18 protein-coding genes and 1 tRNA gene are annotated in these 18,279 nt (G+C 40.7%); 15 read left to right on the top strand and 4 right to left on the bottom strand.

Translation table 11 applies throughout. The annotated features are described in order from the left end of the window. Positions 1–165: 165 nt before the first annotated feature. Both BS636_RS14485 and BS636_RS14480 read left to right on the top strand, forming a co-directional pair. Positions 166–621 (top strand): GNAT family N-acetyltransferase, encoded by a 456-nt coding sequence (locus BS636_RS14485; RefSeq protein WP_099339420.1) that lies wholly within the window; start codon positions 166–168, stop codon positions 619–621. A gap of 126 nt (positions 622–747) precedes the next feature. Then, on the top strand, positions 748–1,335 hold the full coding sequence (locus BS636_RS14480) for a YceI family protein (protein ID WP_099339419.1): 588 nt from the start codon (positions 748–750) through the stop codon (positions 1,333–1,335). A 77-nt stretch (positions 1,336–1,412) separates the two neighbouring features. Here the strand turns inward: BS636_RS14480 and BS636_RS14475 are convergent, their stop codons facing one another. Beyond that, on the bottom strand, positions 1,413–2,129 hold the full coding sequence (locus tag BS636_RS14475) for a glutamine amidotransferase (RefSeq protein ID WP_099339418.1): 717 nt from the start codon (positions 2,127–2,129) through the stop codon (positions 1,413–1,415). A gap of 233 nt (positions 2,130–2,362) precedes the next feature. Between BS636_RS14475 and yfcF the strand changes: the two genes are divergently transcribed. Continuing rightward, entirely contained in the window at positions 2,363–3,028 is a 666-nt protein-coding gene (gene yfcF / locus BS636_RS14470; RefSeq protein WP_099339417.1) for a glutathione transferase, read from the top strand. Positions 3,029–3,330: 302 nt separating this feature from the next. Here yfcF and BS636_RS14465 read toward each other — a convergent pair whose 3' ends face one another. The 3 genes from BS636_RS14465 to BS636_RS14455 all read right to left on the bottom strand — a co-directional run bounded on the left by BS636_RS14465 (position 3,331) and on the right by BS636_RS14455 (position 5,465). After that, positions 3,331–4,008 carry a type 1 glutamine amidotransferase domain-containing protein gene (locus BS636_RS14465; protein ID WP_099339416.1) on the bottom strand — a complete coding sequence of 226 codons (678 nt, stop codon included), beginning with the start codon at positions 4,006–4,008 and terminating at the stop codon, positions 3,331–3,333. Between the two features lie 197 nt (positions 4,009–4,205). Next, positions 4,206–4,382, bottom strand: coding sequence for a hypothetical protein (locus BS636_RS16370; RefSeq protein ID WP_099339415.1), 177 nt, complete (start codon positions 4,380–4,382; stop codon positions 4,206–4,208). 213 nt (positions 4,383–4,595) lie between these two features. Continuing rightward, positions 4,596–5,465 (bottom strand): SDR family oxidoreductase, encoded by an 870-nt coding sequence (locus BS636_RS14455; RefSeq protein ID WP_099339414.1) that lies wholly within the window; start codon positions 5,463–5,465, stop codon positions 4,596–4,598. 486 nt (positions 5,466–5,951) lie between these two features. Between BS636_RS14455 and BS636_RS14450 the strand changes: the two genes are divergently transcribed. The 12 genes from BS636_RS14450 (at position 5,952) to lptB (ending at position 18,195) form a co-directional block, all read left to right on the top strand. Further along, positions 5,952–7,538 carry a BapA/Bap/LapF family prefix-like domain-containing protein gene (locus BS636_RS14450; protein ID WP_099339413.1) on the top strand — a complete coding sequence of 529 codons (1,587 nt, stop codon included), beginning with the start codon at positions 5,952–5,954 and terminating at the stop codon, positions 7,536–7,538. Between the two features lie 5 nt (positions 7,539–7,543). After that, a complete protein-coding gene (locus BS636_RS14445) occupies positions 7,544–7,972 on the top strand; it encodes a hypothetical protein (protein WP_099339412.1) in 429 nt (142 codons plus the stop codon). Between the two features lie 5 nt (positions 7,973–7,977). Further along, the gene (locus tag BS636_RS14440; RefSeq protein ID WP_099339411.1) at positions 7,978–8,337 is read left to right on the top strand and encodes a hypothetical protein; all 360 of its coding nucleotides are present in this window, start codon (positions 7,978–7,980) and stop codon (positions 8,335–8,337) included. Then, positions 8,283–8,846, top strand: coding sequence for a hypothetical protein (locus tag BS636_RS14435; protein WP_099339410.1), 564 nt, complete (start codon positions 8,283–8,285; stop codon positions 8,844–8,846). Before BS636_RS14440 ends, BS636_RS14435 begins: the two co-directional genes overlap by 55 nt. 5 nt (positions 8,847–8,851) lie before the next feature. Beyond that, positions 8,852–12,820 carry a type I secretion C-terminal target domain-containing protein gene (locus BS636_RS14430; RefSeq protein WP_099339409.1) on the top strand — a complete coding sequence of 1,323 codons (3,969 nt, stop codon included), beginning with the start codon at positions 8,852–8,854 and terminating at the stop codon, positions 12,818–12,820. A 144-nt stretch (positions 12,821–12,964) separates the two neighbouring features. After that, positions 12,965–14,386 (top strand): cysteine--tRNA ligase, encoded by a 1,422-nt coding sequence (gene cysS / locus BS636_RS14425; RefSeq protein ID WP_099339408.1) that lies wholly within the window; start codon positions 12,965–12,967, stop codon positions 14,384–14,386. A 65-nt stretch (positions 14,387–14,451) separates the two neighbouring features. Next, positions 14,452–14,527 (top strand) — tRNA-Gly (locus BS636_RS14420). A 275-nt stretch (positions 14,528–14,802) separates the two neighbouring features. Beyond that, positions 14,803–15,780, top strand: coding sequence for a KpsF/GutQ family sugar-phosphate isomerase (locus tag BS636_RS14415; RefSeq protein ID WP_099339407.1), 978 nt, complete (start codon positions 14,803–14,805; stop codon positions 15,778–15,780). Positions 15,781–15,783: 3 nt separating this feature from the next. Next, positions 15,784–16,323: a KdsC family phosphatase gene (locus BS636_RS14410; protein WP_099339406.1), complete on the top strand. Its 540-nt coding sequence runs from the start codon at positions 15,784–15,786 to the stop codon at positions 16,321–16,323. 33 nt (positions 16,324–16,356) lie between these two features. Beyond that, positions 16,357–16,905 (top strand): LPS export ABC transporter periplasmic protein LptC, encoded by a 549-nt coding sequence (gene lptC / locus BS636_RS14405; RefSeq protein ID WP_099339405.1) that lies wholly within the window; start codon positions 16,357–16,359, stop codon positions 16,903–16,905. After that, positions 16,889–17,455 (top strand): lipopolysaccharide transport periplasmic protein LptA, encoded by a 567-nt coding sequence (gene lptA / locus BS636_RS14400; protein ID WP_099339404.1) that lies wholly within the window; start codon positions 16,889–16,891, stop codon positions 17,453–17,455. The genes lptC and lptA overlap by 17 nt, the downstream gene beginning before the upstream one ends. Next, entirely contained in the window at positions 17,455–18,195 is a 741-nt protein-coding gene (gene lptB / locus BS636_RS14395) for an LPS export ABC transporter ATP-binding protein (RefSeq protein WP_099339403.1), read from the top strand. Before lptA ends, lptB begins: the two co-directional genes overlap by 1 nt. Positions 18,196–18,279: the final 84 nt, after the last annotated feature.

Raw genomic sequence — 18,279 nt, 5'->3', positions numbered from 1 at the left:
ACTGAATTAGCCCCATGTGGGGCTTTTTTTGTATAAAAATAATCATAAATATAAGCTGTAGATACTTATCAATAATTTATATTTATTGGAATAAAAAATCCTATCTTAATCATTAAAATAGCCTAAGCTAATTCGATCTATTTTAAATAGAAGAAATACATAAAAATGAGCATACAAGACCAGATTCAAATTGAACCTTTAGAAAACATCAAACAACAGGAATGGTTGCCATTATGGCGAGACTACCAAACCTTTTATCAGACTCAGCTTAGTGAAGAGATCAATCATCATACTTGGCAAAGGCTGGTCAATCCTGAACTTGAACATATCTATGGCTTTGCAGCGATTCTAAATCAGCAGGTGATTGGCATTGTGCATGTGATTGAACATGACAGCTGCTGGACCTTAACGCCGTATGCCTATTTGCAGGATCTTTATACTCATGTGGATTTTCGAGGGCAGGGCGTGGCAAGAGCTTTGATTGAGAAGGTATATGATTATGCTAAACAGAAAGGTTGCGATCGGGTCTATTGGCTGACCCATGAGACCAATCTACAAGCACAGCAACTTTATGATCAGGTTGCCAAGAAGACCGGGTTTATTCAATATAGAATGACTTAATATCGGCTTGGGCTTATTGCTTACAATTTTACCGTTCCATGCATGCAACAAATCGTTCTATCTTTAGCGATGCAAATAATTCTAATTAAGCTAGATTAGAACCTATTCAAAACAGAGGGTTATGACATGAAATTCAAGACATTGGCTTTGGGCCTGACTTTGGCTTCAGTAGCAACATTTTCTATGGCAAAGCCAGTGAGCTACACCATAGATCCAACGCATACTGCGACCGTGTTTAGCTGGAGCCACTTTGGATTCTCGACACCATCAGCGAACTTTAGTGACATTCAAGGTACGATTACTGTTGATAATGAAAAGCCTGCGAATTCATCTGTGAATGTAACCATTCCGGTATCGAGCATTAATACCAATGTTAAGGCACTGGACGAGCATATTCAAAAAGCGGAATTTTTTGATGTAGAAAAGTATCCAAATATCACCTTCAAAAGCACGAAAGTTCAGGCATTAGGTAAAAACAAATATAAAATTACCGGTGATTTAACTGTGAAGGGTGTGACTAAGCCAGTCGTACTGGATGCAGTGTTAAATAAACAGGCCGTTCATCCAATGACTAAACTGCAAACTGTTGGTTTTAATGCAACGACTTCATTTAACCGTTCAGAATTTAATGTTGGGGCTTATGTGCCAAACGTCGGTGATAAAATTACCGTAAACATTACCACTGAAGCCTCTGTACCCGCTGCAAAGAAATAATAAATGACGAATTAAAAAGCACCCTCGTTGGGTGCTTTTTATGGGTAAAAATTAATCTTTTCGCTAAAAATAAAAATTTAGCTGTTTTGCATATTCTCTAAAAATTGTTGCAAGATAGATGCTGAGGCAGATTCTAAAGTTGCTGCATATTGCTGATTATCAGCACGTAAAGCTGGAATATTGATATCTGCTTTACGTAATTCACAAGTATGACCAATTAACCATTTTTCCAGACGCTCAGCTTCAACTTCAGCATGAAATTGCAGGGCCAGAATATTATTGCCAATCCGGAATGCCTGATTTGGATACAGGGTAGAACTTGCTAGCAATTCAGCCTGCGCTGGCAGATCGAAAGTATCTCCATGCCAGTGCAGTACTTCAATATTTTCTAGATTTTGCAGAGGATTGTTCTCTACAGATGCAAGGCTGAGCTTAGACCAGCCAATCTCTTTGGCGTGGCCTGCATAAACTTTTGCTCCTAGTGCATGGGAGATGAGCTGGGCACCTAGGCAAATTCCTAAAGTCGGTAAATTCTGCTCTAAACGTACTTTAAGTAAGTCTATTTCTTGTTGTAAGAAAGGGTAGTCCTCAGTTTCGTATACGCCGATTGGACCGCCTAAAATCACCGTCAGACCTTGATGCTCAAATGCTGGGGTCAGATTATCAACACCTGCTTCAAAATAACGCACACGCAGGCCGAGCTGATAAAAAGTATCTTCCCATGCACCGAGGTCTTCAAAGGCAAGATGTTGGATGGCATAGACAGTATCTGGAAATTCGTCAAAATTAAGCATAGTTGTGGTTAATTGAATAGATAATTTAATTTAACGCGAATCTTCTGGCTTGGAAAGGCCAATACAAATCAATGAGCTACTACACTTAACTTTTACTTGGTTGCAATTGCTTAAACTCTGTAAAGATACTCCGCTATTGTTCACCTCAGTTTGGGTATAACTTAAAGCTTGATGACTTTATGAAATCACATCGTTCTCTATGCTTATAACAACTCCATTATGGGAGCCCTGCTATGCAAAGTCTGAGCCTTTATATTGATCGTAAAAGATTAAGTCCCTATGCCATGTCAGTTTTTGTGGCACTGAGAGAAAAACATATCGAGTTTAAGGAGATTAAAATTGATTTAGACAAGGATGAGAATCAATCAGACACGTATCTAAAAGTTTGTAAAAGTGGAAAAATTCCCTGCCTATCTGTTGATGGCTGGTCAATTTTTGAATCTATGGCGATTACAGAGTTTCTAGACGAGCTTTTTCCACCTCCTGACTATCCGGCTCTTTATCCAGTAGATATTCATGCGCGGGCTAAATGTAAGGCGGTTCAAGCCTTGGTTAAGTCTGATTTTAACCTGATCCGCCAAAATATGCCTTCCACGGGGGTCTTCCAGCCACTGCCAGAACCTTATATACCAGACCGGCACACGCAGGTGGAAATTGATCGATTAACCCGAGTAAGTGAGGCTTTGATTGGTGATCAATGGTTAACTTCACAATGGAGTATTGCAGATTTCGATTTAGCTTTCATGCTACACCGATTATTAAGTTTTAAAGTCACTATTTCTGAAAAACTCTATAGTTATGTCATGCGGAATTTTCAGCGCGAATCTGTGCATGTCTGGTTTAAATTAAGAGAGTTGGAACGCGGAAATTGGGATCCATCACCATTTGATGTGCCGTAAACTAGGAAAAGCTTTTAAAGAGTTATAGATTTAAATCATTAGATCTTTTTCATAAATCAAAAAATGATCGTTATATTCATATTTAAATGGATATTGAAAGTTCCTTCTCCCTCTGGGAGAAGGTTAGGATGAGGGGTATTTCTTAGATATAACCTCTCCCTAACCCTCTCCTACAAGGAGAGGGGAATTTCATTTTAATGATTAAAAAATGATTTATGAAAGAACCCTAATATTGAAATATTTAAATAACTCCTGAATTATTATCAATCAGGAGTTATTTTTTAATTTGTAGCTTTTAAACATTACTTTAATAAATCTAATAGGGCATCCGCCGTTGCTGCAGAAGATGCAGGATTCTGTCCGGTAATCAACAAACCATCCTGCTGTACATGAACTTGCCAATCTTCAGCTTTGGAATAATTTCCGCCATTTTCTTTCAGCATATCTTCTACCAAGAATGGAACGATATCAGTCAGACCGACACCATCTTCCTCAGTATTACTAAATCCGGTCACTGCTTTGCCTGATACGATGGGATGTCCTTCACCATCTTTCACCTTTTTTAGTACGCCTGGTGCATGACAGACTAGTGCGACAGGCTTATTGGATTGTAAGGTTTGTTCAATCAAATGGATTGAATTGTAGTCATTGGCTAAATCCCATAAAGGACCATGGCCACCCGGATAGAATACAGCATCAAAATCATCTGCATTTACTTCACTTAATTTATGAGTATTGGCTAAAGTACGCATGGCGGTTTCATCAGCCTTAAAACGTTTGGTTGCTTCAGTCTGGGCATCGTCTGCACTGCTTTTAGGATCCAGAGGCGGTTGACCACCTTGGGGAGAAGCTAACGTGATTTCAGCGCCTGCATCAATAAATCGGTAATAGGGGGCAGCAAGTTCTTCTAACCAGAAACCGGTTTTTTTACCCGTGTCACCAAGTTGATCGTGTGAAGTTAGAACAATCAAAATTTTCATGTATGTACCTAAAATTATGTCGGATTTAAAATTTAATAATTAAAAAATTTGTATTATTTAGAGGCAATGAATCAACTCATCGCCAGCGTTAATCTAGAAACTTAAATATAGGACAGCATTGATTTAGTCATTTATGAAGATACTTAAAACAGAAATTTTAAAAGCTTCAATATATGAAGTTTTTAAAAAGGCTCTCATTATGACTTATCCGAACTTTTCTTTTTCTTTCCGCCACCGTCCTGTTTATTGACGGTAGACCAGGCAATACGCTCGGCCTCTTCCTCAGAACGCCCTTGTTCTTTTTCACTATCTTCAATATGTTTGGCCTGCCGTTTTTGTTTTTCTGTATAAGCGGATTTATCACCTCTAGACATTTTGTATTTCCTAACTAAAGTTTGAAATTGAATCCACTATATCAAGAGGTAATTTTTAACAGGGTAAGCATCTGTCAGGATTTGTTTGAATTGTTTTATGGGTGCTGAATCGATTTAAATTTTTTTATTTATTTTGAAGTGCAGCATAAATTTTAAATCTTAATTTGAGGAAGGATAACGACCCCTAAAGAGCCGTTATCTTAAAGTGGTCATCTAACCATTAATAATGCTACCGCCATTTACATGAATGACTTGGCCTGAGATATAACTGGCTTCCTCACTGGCCAGAAATAAATAGGCAGGAGCAACTTCACTGGGTTGCCCCATACGGCCCATCGGGGTCTGCTTACCGAATTCTTTCAGGGTTTCTTCATCGAAGCTACTTGGAATGAGCGGGGTCCAGATCGGTCCAGGAGCAACCCCATTGACCCGAATCCCCTTCTTATTTTTTAGCAGATTCGTGGAAAGACTACGGGTAAATGTTGTGATTGCACCTTTGGTACTTGAATAGTCGATCAATTCATCATGTCCGTGATAACTGGTCACACTGGTGGTATTAATAATACTGTCACCAGCCTGCATATGTGGCAGAACAGCCTGGGTCAAATGAAACATACTCAGGATATTGGTGTTAAAAGTTTTATTGAGCTGTTCAGGGGAGATATCGGTAATACTTTTCTGTGGATACTGTACCCCGGCATTATTAACCAGAATATTAATCGTTTTAAATTCCTGAATGGTCTGTTTGACCAAATTTTGAATTTCATCGGGGTATTGTAGGTCGCATTTAATAATTAGGCAACGCTGTCCTTCTGCCTCAACCATTTTTTTGGTGTCTTTCGCATCTTGGTCTTCGTCCAGATAGCAAATCGCGATATCTGCGCCTTCGCGGGCAAACAGGACGGCTACTGAACGGCCGATGCCACTGTCACCGCCGGTAATTAAAGCTACTTTGCCTTTTAATTTCTCGCTGCCCTTATAGTGGGGCTTAATGATCTCTGGCTCTGGGTTCATTTCAGTTTGAACGCCAGGCTGGTGTTCTTGTGTTTCGGTTGAATTTGGGGTTTCAGGATAATTATTCATATTTTCTCAGGTCCATTGTTTCGTGTGATGACAGAAAAATATATTAGGGAGATTTTCCAAGAATAGTGTGAGACCTGACATTTCATAACAGAATCTATGCAGGAGATTGCATTTGTTGAATTAGGTTTACATTTCAATATTTATTAAAATATATTTAAGATAAATTAAATATTATAATATTTAATCTAATATATTGAATTTAGGTTTAAGTCTGGCTTAATAATTTAAACAAACTTAGACTAAAGTCTATTATTTTTATCAAAATAAGAAGCTTTATATAAATAAAAGATAATAATTTTTAACTTTTGCTAATTTAGTAAAACTGCAATAAATAAAACCATAATAATTTCAGCTTATTATGTGAAATTTTAAATTGATTTATATTTCATCAAACAGTCTAGATTAGAAAAAATAAATGCTTGAAAAATAACTAAAATAAACGTTTAATTAATTCTTATAATTTTAGTTGGTTTTTAGGGGTCTCCTATGCAGGTTCAAGTTATTTCAAAAGAAAATGGTAGTAATAATTTAATAAAAAATTATTCACAAAAAATTGAATTAAATAATAACTCCGTTGTCTTAATAGATGTAAAAGTTGAAGATATAGAAAAGATTGAATATTTAAATAATCAGGCAGTAATCACTTTAAAGAACGGTGAAAAAATAGCAGTTGATAATTTTAATATAGAAGAAAGCTCGCTAGTTTTTAGAAATGAGCAAGCAGAATTATTTTTATTTGATTTTAAAACAATTACTTATAACCCTATAGATAAAATTGAACCATTATTATATGGGCAGTCAGAAAGTTCATTTGTAAGTGTTTGGCCTTGGGCAGCGGGAGCTGCAGTGATCGGTGGTTTGGCAATAGCTGCTGGTAGCTCTGGTAGCTCAAGTGGTTCAAATAGCCACTATGAAAATAATAATTTATCTGAGTTAGAAAAGGCGAAAACGGATCTTGCAGATACGATTACAAAAGCCTTGACTGATGCCGAAGACTTTGACGGTCAGGCAGAAATTGATGCATTGAAAGCAGTTAATGCTGCCAAAGATGCGTTGGTTACAGCGACGAATGTGGTTGCACTTGAAGAAGCACAGGCTGCTCTTGAAGCTGCGATTGCTGGATTAACCACATCGGAAACAGCAGAAGATGGTGCAGAAGATGCACTGGCAGATGCAATTACTGCAGCAGAAGCAGTAGAAGGTTTAAACCCTGCGATTCAGACTGAGCTGGCTCAAGCGATTGCTGCAGCAGAAGAAGTGAAGAACAATTCGTTCTCTAACCAGGCGCAGCTTGAAAAAGCGGCATTGGCACTGGATGCGGCGGTTGTTAAGGCAAAGGCAGATCAGGATGTATTAGAAAACAGTGATGAGCTGACTCAGGCGAAGGCGGATCTTGCAGGTGCGATTACAGATGCCTTGACTGATGCCGAAGACTTTGACGGTCAGGCAGAAATTGATGCATTGAAAGCAGTTAATGCTGCCAAAGATGCGTTGGTTACAGCGACGAATGTGGTTGCACTTGAAGAAGCACAGGCTGCTCTTGAAGCTGCGATTGCTGGATTAACCACATCAGAAGCAGAAGAAGATGTTGCAGAAGATGCACTGGCAGGTGCGATTGTTGATGCTAAAGCAGTAAAAGACTTGGATCAGGCGATTAAGGCTGAGCTGGATCAAGCGATTGCTGCAGCAGAAGAAGTGAAGAGCAATCCGTTCTCTAACGAGGATCAGCTTGAAAAAGCGGCATTGGCACTGGATGCGGCGGTTGTTAAGGCAAAGGCAGATCAGGATGTATTAGAAAACAGTGATGAGCTGACTCAGGCGAAGGCGGATCTTGCAGGTGCGATTACAGATGCCTTGACTGATGCCGAAGACTTTGACGGTCAGGCAGAAATTGATGCATTGAAAGCGGTGAATGCTGCCAAAGATGCGTTGGTTACAGCGACGAATGTGGTTGCACTTGAAGAAGCACAGGCTGCTCTTGAAGCTGCGATTGCTGGATTAACCACATCAGAAGCAGAAGAAGATGTTGCAGAAATGCACTGGCAGGTGCGATTGTTGATGCTAAAGCAGTAAAAGACTTGGATCAGGCGATTAAGGCTGAGCTGGATCAAGCGATTGCTGCAGCAGAAGAAGTGAAGAGCAATCCGTTCTCTAACGAGGATCAGCTTGAAAAAGCGGCATTGGCACTGGATGCGGCGGTTGTTAAGGCAAAGGCAGATCAGGATGTATTAGAAAACAGTGATGAGCTGACTCAGGCGAAGGCGGATCTTGCAGGTGCGATTACAGATGCCTTGACTGATGCCGAAGACTTTGACGGTCAGGCAGAAATTGATGCATTGAAAGCGTTAATGCTGCCAAAGATGCGTTGGTTACAGCGACGATGTGCTGCACTTGAAGAAGCACAGGCTGCTCTTGAAGCTGCGATTGCTGGATTAACCACATCAGAAGCAGAAGAAGATGTTGCAGAAATGCACTGGCAGGTGCGATTGTTGATGCTAAAGCAGTAAAAGACTTGGATCAGGCGATTAAGGCTGAGCTGGATCAAGCGATTGCTGCAGCAGAAGAAGTGAAGAGCAATCCGTTCTCTAACGAGGATCAGCTTGAAAAAGCGGCATTGGCACTGGATGCGGCGGTTGTTAAGGCAAAGGCAGATCAGGATGTATTAGAAAACAGTGATGAGCTGACTCAGGCGAAGGCGGATCTTGCAGGTGCGATTACAGATGCCTTGACTGATGCCGAAGACTTTGACGGTCAGGCAGAAATTGATGCATTGAAAGCGGTAATGCTGCCAAAGATGCGTTGGTTACAGCGACGAATGTGGTTGCACTTGAAGAAGCACAGGCTGCTCTTGAAGCTGCGATTGCTGGATTAACCACATCAGAAGCAGAAGAAGATGTTGCAGAAAATGCACTGGCAGGTGCGATTGTTGATGCTAAAGCAGTAAAAGACTTGGATCAGGCGATTAAGGCTGAGCTGGATCAAGCGATTGCTGCAGCAGAAGAAGTGAAGAGCAATCCGTTCTCTAACGAGGATCAGCTTGAAAAAGCGGCATTGGCACTGGATGCGGCGGTTGTTAAGGCAAAGGCAGATCAGGATGTATTAGAAAACAGTGATGAGCTGACTCAGGCGAAGGCGGATCTTGCAGGTGCGATTACAGATGCCTTGACTGATGCCGAAGACTTTGACGGTCAGGCAGAAATTGATGCATTGAAAGCAGTGAATGCTGCCAAAGATGCGTTGGTTACAGCGACGAATGTGGTTGCACTTGAAGAAGCACAGGCTGCTCTTGAAGCTGCGATTGCTGGATTAACCACATCAGAAGCAGAAGAAGATGTTGCAGAAATGCACTGGCAGGTGCGATTGTTGATGCTAAAGCAGTAAAAGACTTGGATCAGGCGATTAAGGCTGAGCTGGATCAAGCGATTGCTGCAGCAGAAGAAGTGAAGAGCAATCCGTTCTCTAACGAGGATCAGCTTGAAAAAGCGGCATTGGCACTGGATGCGGCGGTTGTTAAGGCAAAGGCAGATCAGGATGTATTAGAAAACAGTGATGAGCTGACTCAGGCGAAGGCGGATCTTGCAGGTGCGATTACAGATGCCTTGACTGATGCCGAAGACTTTGACGGTCAGGCAGAAATTGATGCATTGAAAGCAGTTAATGCTGCCAAAGATGCGTTGGTTACAGCGACGAATGTGGTTGCACTTGAAGAAGCACAGGCTGCTCTTGAAGCTGCGATTGCTGGATTAACCACATCAGAAGCAGAAGAAGATGTTGCAGAAGATGCACTGGCAGGTGCGATTGTTGATGCTAAAGCAGTAAAAGACTTGGATCAGGCGATTAAGGCTGAGCTGGATCAAGCGATTGCTGCAGCAGAAGAAGTGAAGAGCAATCCGTTCTCTAACGAGGATCAGCTTGAAAAAGCGGCATTGGCACTGGATGCGGCGGTTGTTAAGGCAAAGGCAGATCAGGATGTATTAGAAAACAGTGATGAGCTGACTCAGGCGAAGGCGGATCTTGCAGGTGCGATTACAGATGCCTTGACTGATGCCGAAGACTTTGACGGTCAGGCAGAAATTGATGCATTGAAAGCAGTTAATGCTGCCAAAGATGCGTTGGTTACAGCGACGAATGTGGTTGCACTTGAAGAAGCACAGGCTGCTCTTGAAGCTGCGATTGCTGGATTAACCACATCAGAAGCAGAAGAAGATGTTGCAGAAGATGCACTGGCAGGTGCGATTGTTGATGCTAAAGCAGTAAAAGACTTGGATCAGGCGATTAAGGCTGAGCTGGATCAAGCGATTGCTGCAGCAGAAGAAGTGAAGAGCAATCCGTTCTCTAACGAGGATCAGCTTGAAAAAGCGGCATTGGCACTGGATGCGGCGGTTGTTAAGGCAAAGGCAGATCAGGATGTATTAGAAAACAGTGATGAGCTGACTCAGGCGAAGGCGGATCTTGCAGGTGCGATTACAGATGCCTTGACTGATGCCGAAGACTTTGACGGTCAGGCAGAAATTGATGCATTGAAAGCAGTTAATGCTGCCAAAGATGCGTTGGTTACAGCGACGAATGTGGTTGCACTTGAAGAAGCACAGGCTGCTCTTGAAGCTGCGATTGCTGGATTAACCACATCAGAAGCAGAAGAAGATGTTGCAGAAAATGCACTGGCAGGTGCGATTGTTGATGCTAAAGCAGTAAAAGACTTGGATCAGGCGATTAAGGCTGAGCTGGATCAAGCGATTGCTGCAGCAGAAGAAGTGAAGAGCAATCCGTTCTCTAACGAGGATCAGCTTGAAAAAGCGGCATTGGCACTGGATGCGGCGGTTGTTAAGGCAAAGGCAGATCAGGATGTATTAGAAAACAGTGATGAGCTGACTCAGGCGAAGGCGGATCTTGCAGGTGCGATTACAGATGCCTTGACTGATGCCGAAGACTTTGACGGTCAGGCAGAAATTGATGCATTGAAAGCGGTGAATGCTGCCAAAGATGCATTGGCTACAGCGACCACTGTAGCTGCACTTGAAGAAGCGAAAGCGGCTCTTGAAGATGCGATTGCTGTATTAACAACATCAGAAGCAGCAGAAGATGTAGCAGAAGATGCACTGGCAGATGCAATTACTGCAGCAGAAGCAGTAGAAGGTTTAAACCCTGCGATTCAGGCTGAACTGGCTCAAGCGATTGCTGCAGCAGAAGAAGTGAAGAACAATCCGTTCTCTAACCAAACCCAGCTTGAAAGTGCAGAATTGGCACTGGAAGCTGCTGTTGCTAAGGCACAGGCAGATCAAATAGCTTTGGACGGTAATGATGCAAGTATTTCGACTTTTGCTACAATTGTGATTAATGCTGAAGCTAAATCAAATAGTTACAAACAATCAGGTGTGGTGGTTAATGAACTTCAAGATATTGGTGGTAATGTAGTAGGGCTTGGGGCCGGTAATGTCATTAGTGCTGATGTTATCCAGGGGAGTGCAGGTATTAGTTTCTATGTTGAAGCAAACCAGGAATTATCATTCGATTATGTTGCGAAATTAAACGGTGTTGCTTCTGGAACAAAAATTAATGTCATGCTTCTACGTGAAGAATCAGTGAATGGTCAGACCATCTGGACTTCTGAAACTATAGGTTCTGGAACTGCAGGATCATTCTTGTTTATTCCAATCAATAATTTGAATCTTCATGTAAGTGATTTGCCTGCTGGTAAATATAAACTTATTGCAACAACTAGTGAGGGATTAAATCTACTTTCGGGTTTAACAGCGACTATGAGTAACTTCAAAGTTAAAGATTATAATGATTCGTCATCTTTAGTTCTGAATTCTTATAGTCAGCAGGGTAATATTTTTGATCAGGCTGGTGTTGATGCCACAACATCACTTACACAGATTAGAATCAAAACAGAGTCTGGCGTTAAGATGGTTGATTTTTCAGAACAACCAACTTTAACAATTAATACAGATTATGGTGTATTAACAATCGATACTTCTGGCAATTATGTTTATACCCCTAATGCTAGTCTTGCTAATATCGGTAAATCTGAATCTTTTGATTTAGTTTATAAAATCAATGGCATTGATAAATTAATCAGTTTAAATATAGGAATTCAAAGTCCAAATATGGAAACTGATTTTGCTGAAGGCACAATTACTAGTGGTTTTAATGCTCAAAATGATGTTGATTCAATTAAAATTGACTTAAAAAAAGCCAATGATAATGTAATTCTTTCTGAGATCCAGTTAAAACTCAATAATGATTTGGTTAAGAGTGAAGATTTGCCAAATGATAAGAAGGTTTATGATTTTTATAAAATTTCAAACTCAGCAAAACTTGATTTTACCTTAGACGGTAAAGATAAATTATTTACTTTTTTTGCTGAATCTGCCTCTACTGTAAAGCAGACATGGAAGTTATTTAAAGATGGAAACCTAGTTGTATTTAAAACTGGAGAAATTAATGCAGTTAATGGAACAATATTTCTTGAAGGGTTGTCAGCTGGTAATTATAGTTTAGAGCTTTCTAATAGTGGTTTATCAGCCGGATTAGAACAAATGACAATCTTGAGTACAGATTTATATAATTATGAGTTAGACTCTACTAGAAATGAAACGATAGAAGGTAATATTTTAAGCAATGATTCATATAACCAAAGTTTTTACAAGCTATATGTTTCATCAGACTCAGGAGTGACTATTTATCAACAAGTCACATCCATTATGGGCGCAAATGATGGTTTTGTTGTTAATGGTGAATATGGTCGCTTAACGATTTGGAGTAATGGACATTATAAATATGAGCTTTACTCTACCAATTCAGCTGATGTTTTAGGTAATGTGGATAAATTTACCTATCGAATTGAATCTTTAAATGGTGAAATTCGAGAAGCCACCTTAGATATTAAAATATCTTCATATCAAAGTATTTCTGATCAGGATACCTATTCAGATATATTAATAAGTGGTTCAACCAGCTCTGAGATTATTATTGGTAATAAATTCAATAACATTATCGAAGGTAATGATGGTAATGACTTATTACTTTATTCTGTTCTAGATAATGCTTCAAATAACGGTGGTAATGGTCACGATATCTGGACTGACTTTGCTTATAATGTTTCTGCTTCTGATGGTGTGGATGCAATTAATATCTCAGAATTGCTTGTTGGATTTAACAAAGATGTTAGTAATATTAAAGAGTTTGTATCTGTGAGTTATGATGAGGCTAAGAAAGAAGCAGTAATTGCAATCGATCGTGATGGTACATCTGGTGAAACTTATCAGAGTACGAAGTTACTGACTTTAACAAACCAAACTCAAGCAGTAACATTGGATGAATTGTTAAATAATCACCAAGTCATTTTCTAATCTAAATTTAGAAAATTGATTTAAAAAGTCCTCAGCCTTGGCTGGGGACTTTTTTATTTATAAACAAAATCAACAGAAAACTTTATGAAAAATAATGCTTAGGTTAAGATGAGCCATCATTTGTAAAAGCATTCTAGAAGACCTATGCAACCATTTGTTCTATATAACTCAGAGCAACGTAAAAAAGTAGAATTTGTGCCTCGTAAAGAAGGTCAGATTGATCTGTATGTTTGTGGGATGACGGTCTATGACTACTGTCATATTGGACATGCACGTACAGTGGTTGCATTCGACTATATTATCCGTTTCTTGTGCAGTCAGGGCTGGAAGGTAAAATACGTACGCAATATCACGGATATTGACGACAAGATTATTAAACGTGCCAATGAAAATGGTGAAAGCATTTCATCACTGACCAGCCATTTTATTGATGCCATGAATGAAGACTTTGCCAAACTGGGTTGTCTTGCACCAGATGAAGCACCAAAAGCCACTGATTACATCAATCAAATGCAAAATATGATAGGTACGCTAGTGGAAAAAGGGACTGCATATCCGGCAAATAATGGCGATGTTTATTTCGAAGTTGAAAAATTTGCCAAATATGGTCGTCTTTCAGGTCGTAAACTGGAAGATATGCAGGCAGGGGCTTCTGAGCGTGTTGATGTCGAAGTCGAGAAAAAACATCCGTTTGACTTTGTACTGTGGAAACATGCCAAAGAAAATGAACCTTCTTGGGCTTCACCATGGGGCAATGGTCGTCCAGGCTGGCATATTGAATGTTCTGCGATGTCAACTTGCTGCCTGGGCAATCATTTTGATATTCATGGTGGTGGTGCTGATCTAAGCTTCCCGCATCATGAAAACGAGATTGCACAATCTGAAGCAGCAACCGGGGAGCAGTATGTGAATTACTGGATGCATGCCGGTTTCATCAATGTCGATGGCGAAAAAATGTCGAAGTCTTTGGGTAACTTCTTTACCATTCGTGATGTGATTAAAAAATTCCATCCAGAAGTAGTGCGTTACTTTATCGTATCTTCACACTACCGCAGTCCGGTGAACTATTCTGATGTAGCCTTAAAAGAAGCGAAAAATACGCTGATGCGTTTCTATCATTCTTTCAAAGCTTATCAGGCAGTGTATGGCGAACAACTAGTTGAGACGTTGGATCAAGATTTTGTTGAGCGTTTTAATACAGCCATGCGTGATGACTTCAATACGCCAGAAGCCATTGCAGTGTTGTTTGAGCTCAACAAAGAGCTAAACCGCACAGTAAAAGACCAGAATCAGGAACAGGCTGCTGTTTATTATTCTACTTTGCGCCATCTCACCAATATTCTGGGTCTGGTACAGCACAATGTCGATGAATTCTTGAAGTCTGATATTGGTCAGGAAACTTTGAGCTTGTCTGAAGAGCAGATTGAAGATCTTATCCAGCAACGTAAAGATGCCAAAAAAGAGAAAAACTTTGCTCGTGCCGATAAAATTCGCCAGTCATTATTAGACCAAGGTGTGGTGCTGGAAGATACCCGTCAAGGAACTGTATGGCGTCGTGCTGATTAATTCGACAGTTGAATCAATAGAGAGTTGACAGTTAGCAGAAACTCTCTATAATTCACTCCCATATTGCGGGAATAGCTCAGTTGGTAGAGCACAACCTTGCCAAGGTTGGGGTCGCGAGTTCGAGTCTCGTTTCCCGCTCCAAAATTTAAAAAACCCTGATCGGAAGATTGGGGTTTTTTATTGCCTGATCAAAATATAAAAATAAAGTTTTTATTGATTTACATGATTTAAATTGGATTGATTACAGGCTAATTGTAGGGAAAAATTTTAAAATATTCTGTTCAAGTTTTATGAAAAGCTGTGCATTTTTAAAACCTCTAATTTGCATAGCTATGCTAAAATTGCAAAAATATCTTTTGCTAGAATGAGTCACTCTTTAACAGAGTTAAGGTAAACCTACTTTGAACCCACCAAATATGTCAAATAAAATAGACTTCCAAAAAGTTGCACTTGAAACACTGCGTATCGAAGAACATGCATTACAGATTTTAGCCACGCAGATTGATGAGCGTTTTAGCCAGGCATGTGAAATTATCCTGCAGTGTAAAGGTCGGCTGGTAATTACCGGGATGGGAAAATCAGGGCATATTGGCCGTAAAATGGCGGCAACGTTTGCTTCTACAGGTACGCCTTCATTCTTTATGCACCCGGGTGAGGCAGGACATGGCGATCTGGGGATGTTGGTACCAGGTGATGTGTTGATTGCTATTTCAAATTCAGGCAAAAGCGATGAAATCATGATGCTAATGCCTCTGATCAAGCGTCTGGAAATTCCTTTAATTACCATTAGTGGTGATGCAAAAGGCCCAATGCCACAAAATGCTGATGTGGCTTTAACTCTGGGTCATCTTCAGGAAGCTTGTCCATTAGGCTTAGCACCGACTTCAAGTACGACTGCAACTTTAGTTCTGGGTGATGCTCTGGCTGTCGCTCTTTTGGACGCACGTGGTTTTACTGCTGATGATTTTGCGCTGTCACACCCAGCAGGAGCATTGGGGAAACGTTTATTGCTACATGTAAAACACTTGATGCACAGCGGTTCAGAACTGCCAAAAGTGTCGCCTGATACACCAATGAATCAGGTTTTATACGAAATTTCAAATAAACGTCTAGGTTTAACCACAATTGTAGATCAAAATGATGTTCTGCTGGGTATTTTCACCGATGGTGACTTGCGCCGCTTAATCGACAAGCAGCAAGGTTTTGATGTCAATTTGCCGATTCAGGGAGTGATGACCAAAAATCCGTTGACAATTTCTCAGGAAGCACGCGCTGTCGTCGCACTGGAACGAATGAACGAACATAAAGTTAATCAATTCGTGGTAGTTGATGATGCTAATAAAGTCATTGGTGTAATTAGTATGCATGACCTGATTCAGGCTGGGGTAAATTAATAAATGGCTTCTTATGTATTATTAGAGCAGGCACGTCATATTGAGGCACTGGTACTTGATGTAGATGGTATTTTAAGCGATGGCTTTGTTACATTGACCAATACGGGCGATGAGATCAAGTCCTTTGATATCCGTGATGGTCTGGGCATGAAACTGGTTCAGCAAGCCGGAATTAAGGTGATTATCATCACAGGTCGTAAAAGTAATATCGTTGAAAAGCGTATGTCGGATCTAGGTGTGGATTTGGTTTATCAGGGCCGTGAAGATAAAGGTACAGCGTTACGCGAAGCCTGTGCTCAACTGAATATTGATCCTGAAGACTGTTTATACATGGGTGATGACTGGCCAGACCTGTCTGCTTTTGCCATTGCAGGTATGAAAGTGACGGTTCCTAATGGTCATGTTGAAGTACGTCGACGTGCTGATCTGGTGACTCAAGCCATGGGTGGTCGTGGTGCAGTGCGTGAAATCTGCGACATGCTTTTAATGTCTAAGGGTGTTTACCAAGAATTACTTGAAAAGTTTATCCGTGCACCATATTAATCAACTATACGTTCTGGATTAAGTACACCGCTTATGGATACTAAAGTTTTATACGTAACCGCGATTACTCTCGCAGCAATAAGTGGTGGTTATTATTATTTCAGTGGAAGTGGCAATAAGCTTCAGGTGGATGCAGCACGCAGTATGAAATCCACTGCTGAAAATATTAACTTGACTCAGACTGATGAAAAAGGCGAGCTGGCTGTTCGTGCTCAGGTCGATCGACTTGAACAGGATATGCAGAAAAAAACTTCGAAGTTGGAAAATATGAATGCTTCGATGTACAAGGATGGCAAGGTAGATTCAACTTTTTATGCCAAACTTGTGAACGGCTATGAGGACAATAGTAAAGTAATCCTTTCGCAGCAGGTGATCGCAACCAAGATTCTGCAGAATGGTCAGCTTCAGTTTAAAACTGAGGAGTTAACAGGTTTCCCGAAAACGCGAGAAATTGAAACGGATAAGACTGTAGAAGTAACGAGTCCACAAGCTGAGTTTGTCAGCCAGGGATTGAAGGCAAATCTTAATGATGGTCAATACGAATTTTTTAATATTCGAGGAAAGTATGAACCAAATTCTTAAACCTAAAATGAAGACTACTTTCCTAAAGCGTACTGCGCTTGCTGCTGTACTCGGGTTTACTTCAGTCGCTGTATGGGCGATTCCTTCAGACCGCCAGCAGCCAATTTCCTTAGTTGCCGACCGTGCAACCTTTAATGAACGTACTGGTATTACGACTTATACGGGTAATGTCATTATTGAGCAAGGAACCATGAAGCTGCAGGCGAATTCGATTGTGGCAAATCTGAACAGCAAGAAGCAAATCAGCACGATTACGGCAAATGGTAGTCCTGCACGTTTCCAGCAAAAGATTGATGCTGCTAAAGGTATTGCTAAGGGGCAGGCACAGAAGATTGTCTACAATGCTGATACTGGTATTATTACCCTGACCGGAAATGCCTTTTTGGAACAGGATGGTGCCAGTATTCGTGGTAACACGCTTCGATATAGTATGAACAAGGGTGATATTGAAGCTGTGGGTACACCGAATAAGACTGGTTCGTCTTCAGGTCGTGTACAGATTGTGATTCCACCATCAAGTTCTCAATCCTTCCCGGGAGCACGTGACTAATGGCTGAATCAAAGGTTCAAACCTTAACCATTAAACATCTAGCGAAAAACTATAGTAAACGTTGGGTGGTGAAAGACGTATCCTTCAGTATGGAAAGTGGTCAGATCGTTGGCTTGCTGGGTCCGAACGGCGCTGGTAAAACCACCAGTTTCTATATGGTCGTTGGTCTGGTGCGTATGGATAAAGGTGAGATTTATCTGGATGACCTGGATCTATCTGATCTGGCCATGCATGAGCGTGCCCGTAAAGGCATTGGCTATCTGCCGCAAGAAGCCTCTATTTTCCGGAAGCTTACCATTGCTGAAAATATCATGGCGATTCTGGAAACCCGGAAGGAATTGACTAAAGTCCAGCGCCAGCAACGCCTAGCAGAATTATTGGCAGATTTTAAGATTACCCACATCAAAGACTCTTTAGGTATGAGTGTCTCTGGTGGTGAACGTCGTCGTGCGGAAATTGCTCGTGCTTTGGCAGCTGATCCAAAATTCATGTTACTGGATGAACCTTTTGCCGGGGTCGATCCGATTTCTGTCGGAGATATCAAGGATATTATTACCACCTTGAAAGATCGCGGTATTGGTGTATTAATAACCGATCATAATGTGCGTGAAACCTTGGCGATCTGTGAACATGCGTATATCGTCAGTGAAGGTGCAGTGATTGCAGAAGGTACACCGCAAGAAATTCTGAATAATGAAACTGTTAGAAAAGTTTATCTCGGTGATGACTTTACAGTTTAATTGAGGCTCTATTGCCTTAAGTAAGCCCACACATTCGACCTTAGTGCTGTTGTGTGGGATTTTTTCGTCGAAAATATTTTAGTG

Source organism: Acinetobacter sp. LoGeW2-3, from assembly GCF_002688565.1.
GTDB lineage: Bacteria > Pseudomonadota > Gammaproteobacteria > Pseudomonadales > Moraxellaceae > Acinetobacter.
The sequence above is the reverse complement of the archived record's forward strand: the minus strand, read 5'-3'. Positions and strand labels throughout refer to the sequence as shown.

Bases quoted from the DNA above. Each gene is read 5' to 3' on its own strand.
- BS636_RS14485 (WP_099339420.1), top strand. From the start codon at position 166: ATGAGCATACAAGACCAGATTCAAATTGAACCTTTAGAAAACATCAAA.
- BS636_RS14480 (WP_099339419.1), top strand. From the start codon at position 748: ATGAAATTCAAGACATTGGCTTTGGGCCTGACTTTGGCTTCAGTAGCA.
- BS636_RS14475 (WP_099339418.1), bottom strand. From the start codon at position 2,129: ATGCTTAATTTTGACGAATTTCCAGATACTGTCTATGCCATCCAACAT.
- yfcF (WP_099339417.1), top strand. From the start codon at position 2,363: ATGCAAAGTCTGAGCCTTTATATTGATCGTAAAAGATTAAGTCCCTAT.
- BS636_RS14465 (WP_099339416.1), bottom strand. From the start codon at position 4,008: ATGAAAATTTTGATTGTTCTAACTTCACACGATCAACTTGGTGACACG.
- BS636_RS16370 (WP_099339415.1), bottom strand. From the start codon at position 4,382: ATGTCTAGAGGTGATAAATCCGCTTATACAGAAAAACAAAAACGGCAG.
- BS636_RS14455 (WP_099339414.1), bottom strand. From the start codon at position 5,465: ATGAATAATTATCCTGAAACCCCAAATTCAACCGAAACACAAGAACAC.
- BS636_RS14450 (WP_099339413.1), top strand. From the start codon at position 5,952: ATGCAGGTTCAAGTTATTTCAAAAGAAAATGGTAGTAATAATTTAATA.
- cysS (WP_099339408.1), top strand. From the start codon at position 12,965: ATGCAACCATTTGTTCTATATAACTCAGAGCAACGTAAAAAAGTAGAA.
- BS636_RS14415 (WP_099339407.1), top strand. From the start codon at position 14,803: ATGTCAAATAAAATAGACTTCCAAAAAGTTGCACTTGAAACACTGCGT.
- BS636_RS14410 (WP_099339406.1), top strand. From the start codon at position 15,784: ATGGCTTCTTATGTATTATTAGAGCAGGCACGTCATATTGAGGCACTG.
- lptC (WP_099339405.1), top strand. From the start codon at position 16,357: ATGGATACTAAAGTTTTATACGTAACCGCGATTACTCTCGCAGCAATA.
- lptA (WP_099339404.1), top strand. From the start codon at position 16,889: ATGAACCAAATTCTTAAACCTAAAATGAAGACTACTTTCCTAAAGCGT.
- lptB (WP_099339403.1), top strand. From the start codon at position 17,455: ATGGCTGAATCAAAGGTTCAAACCTTAACCATTAAACATCTAGCGAAA.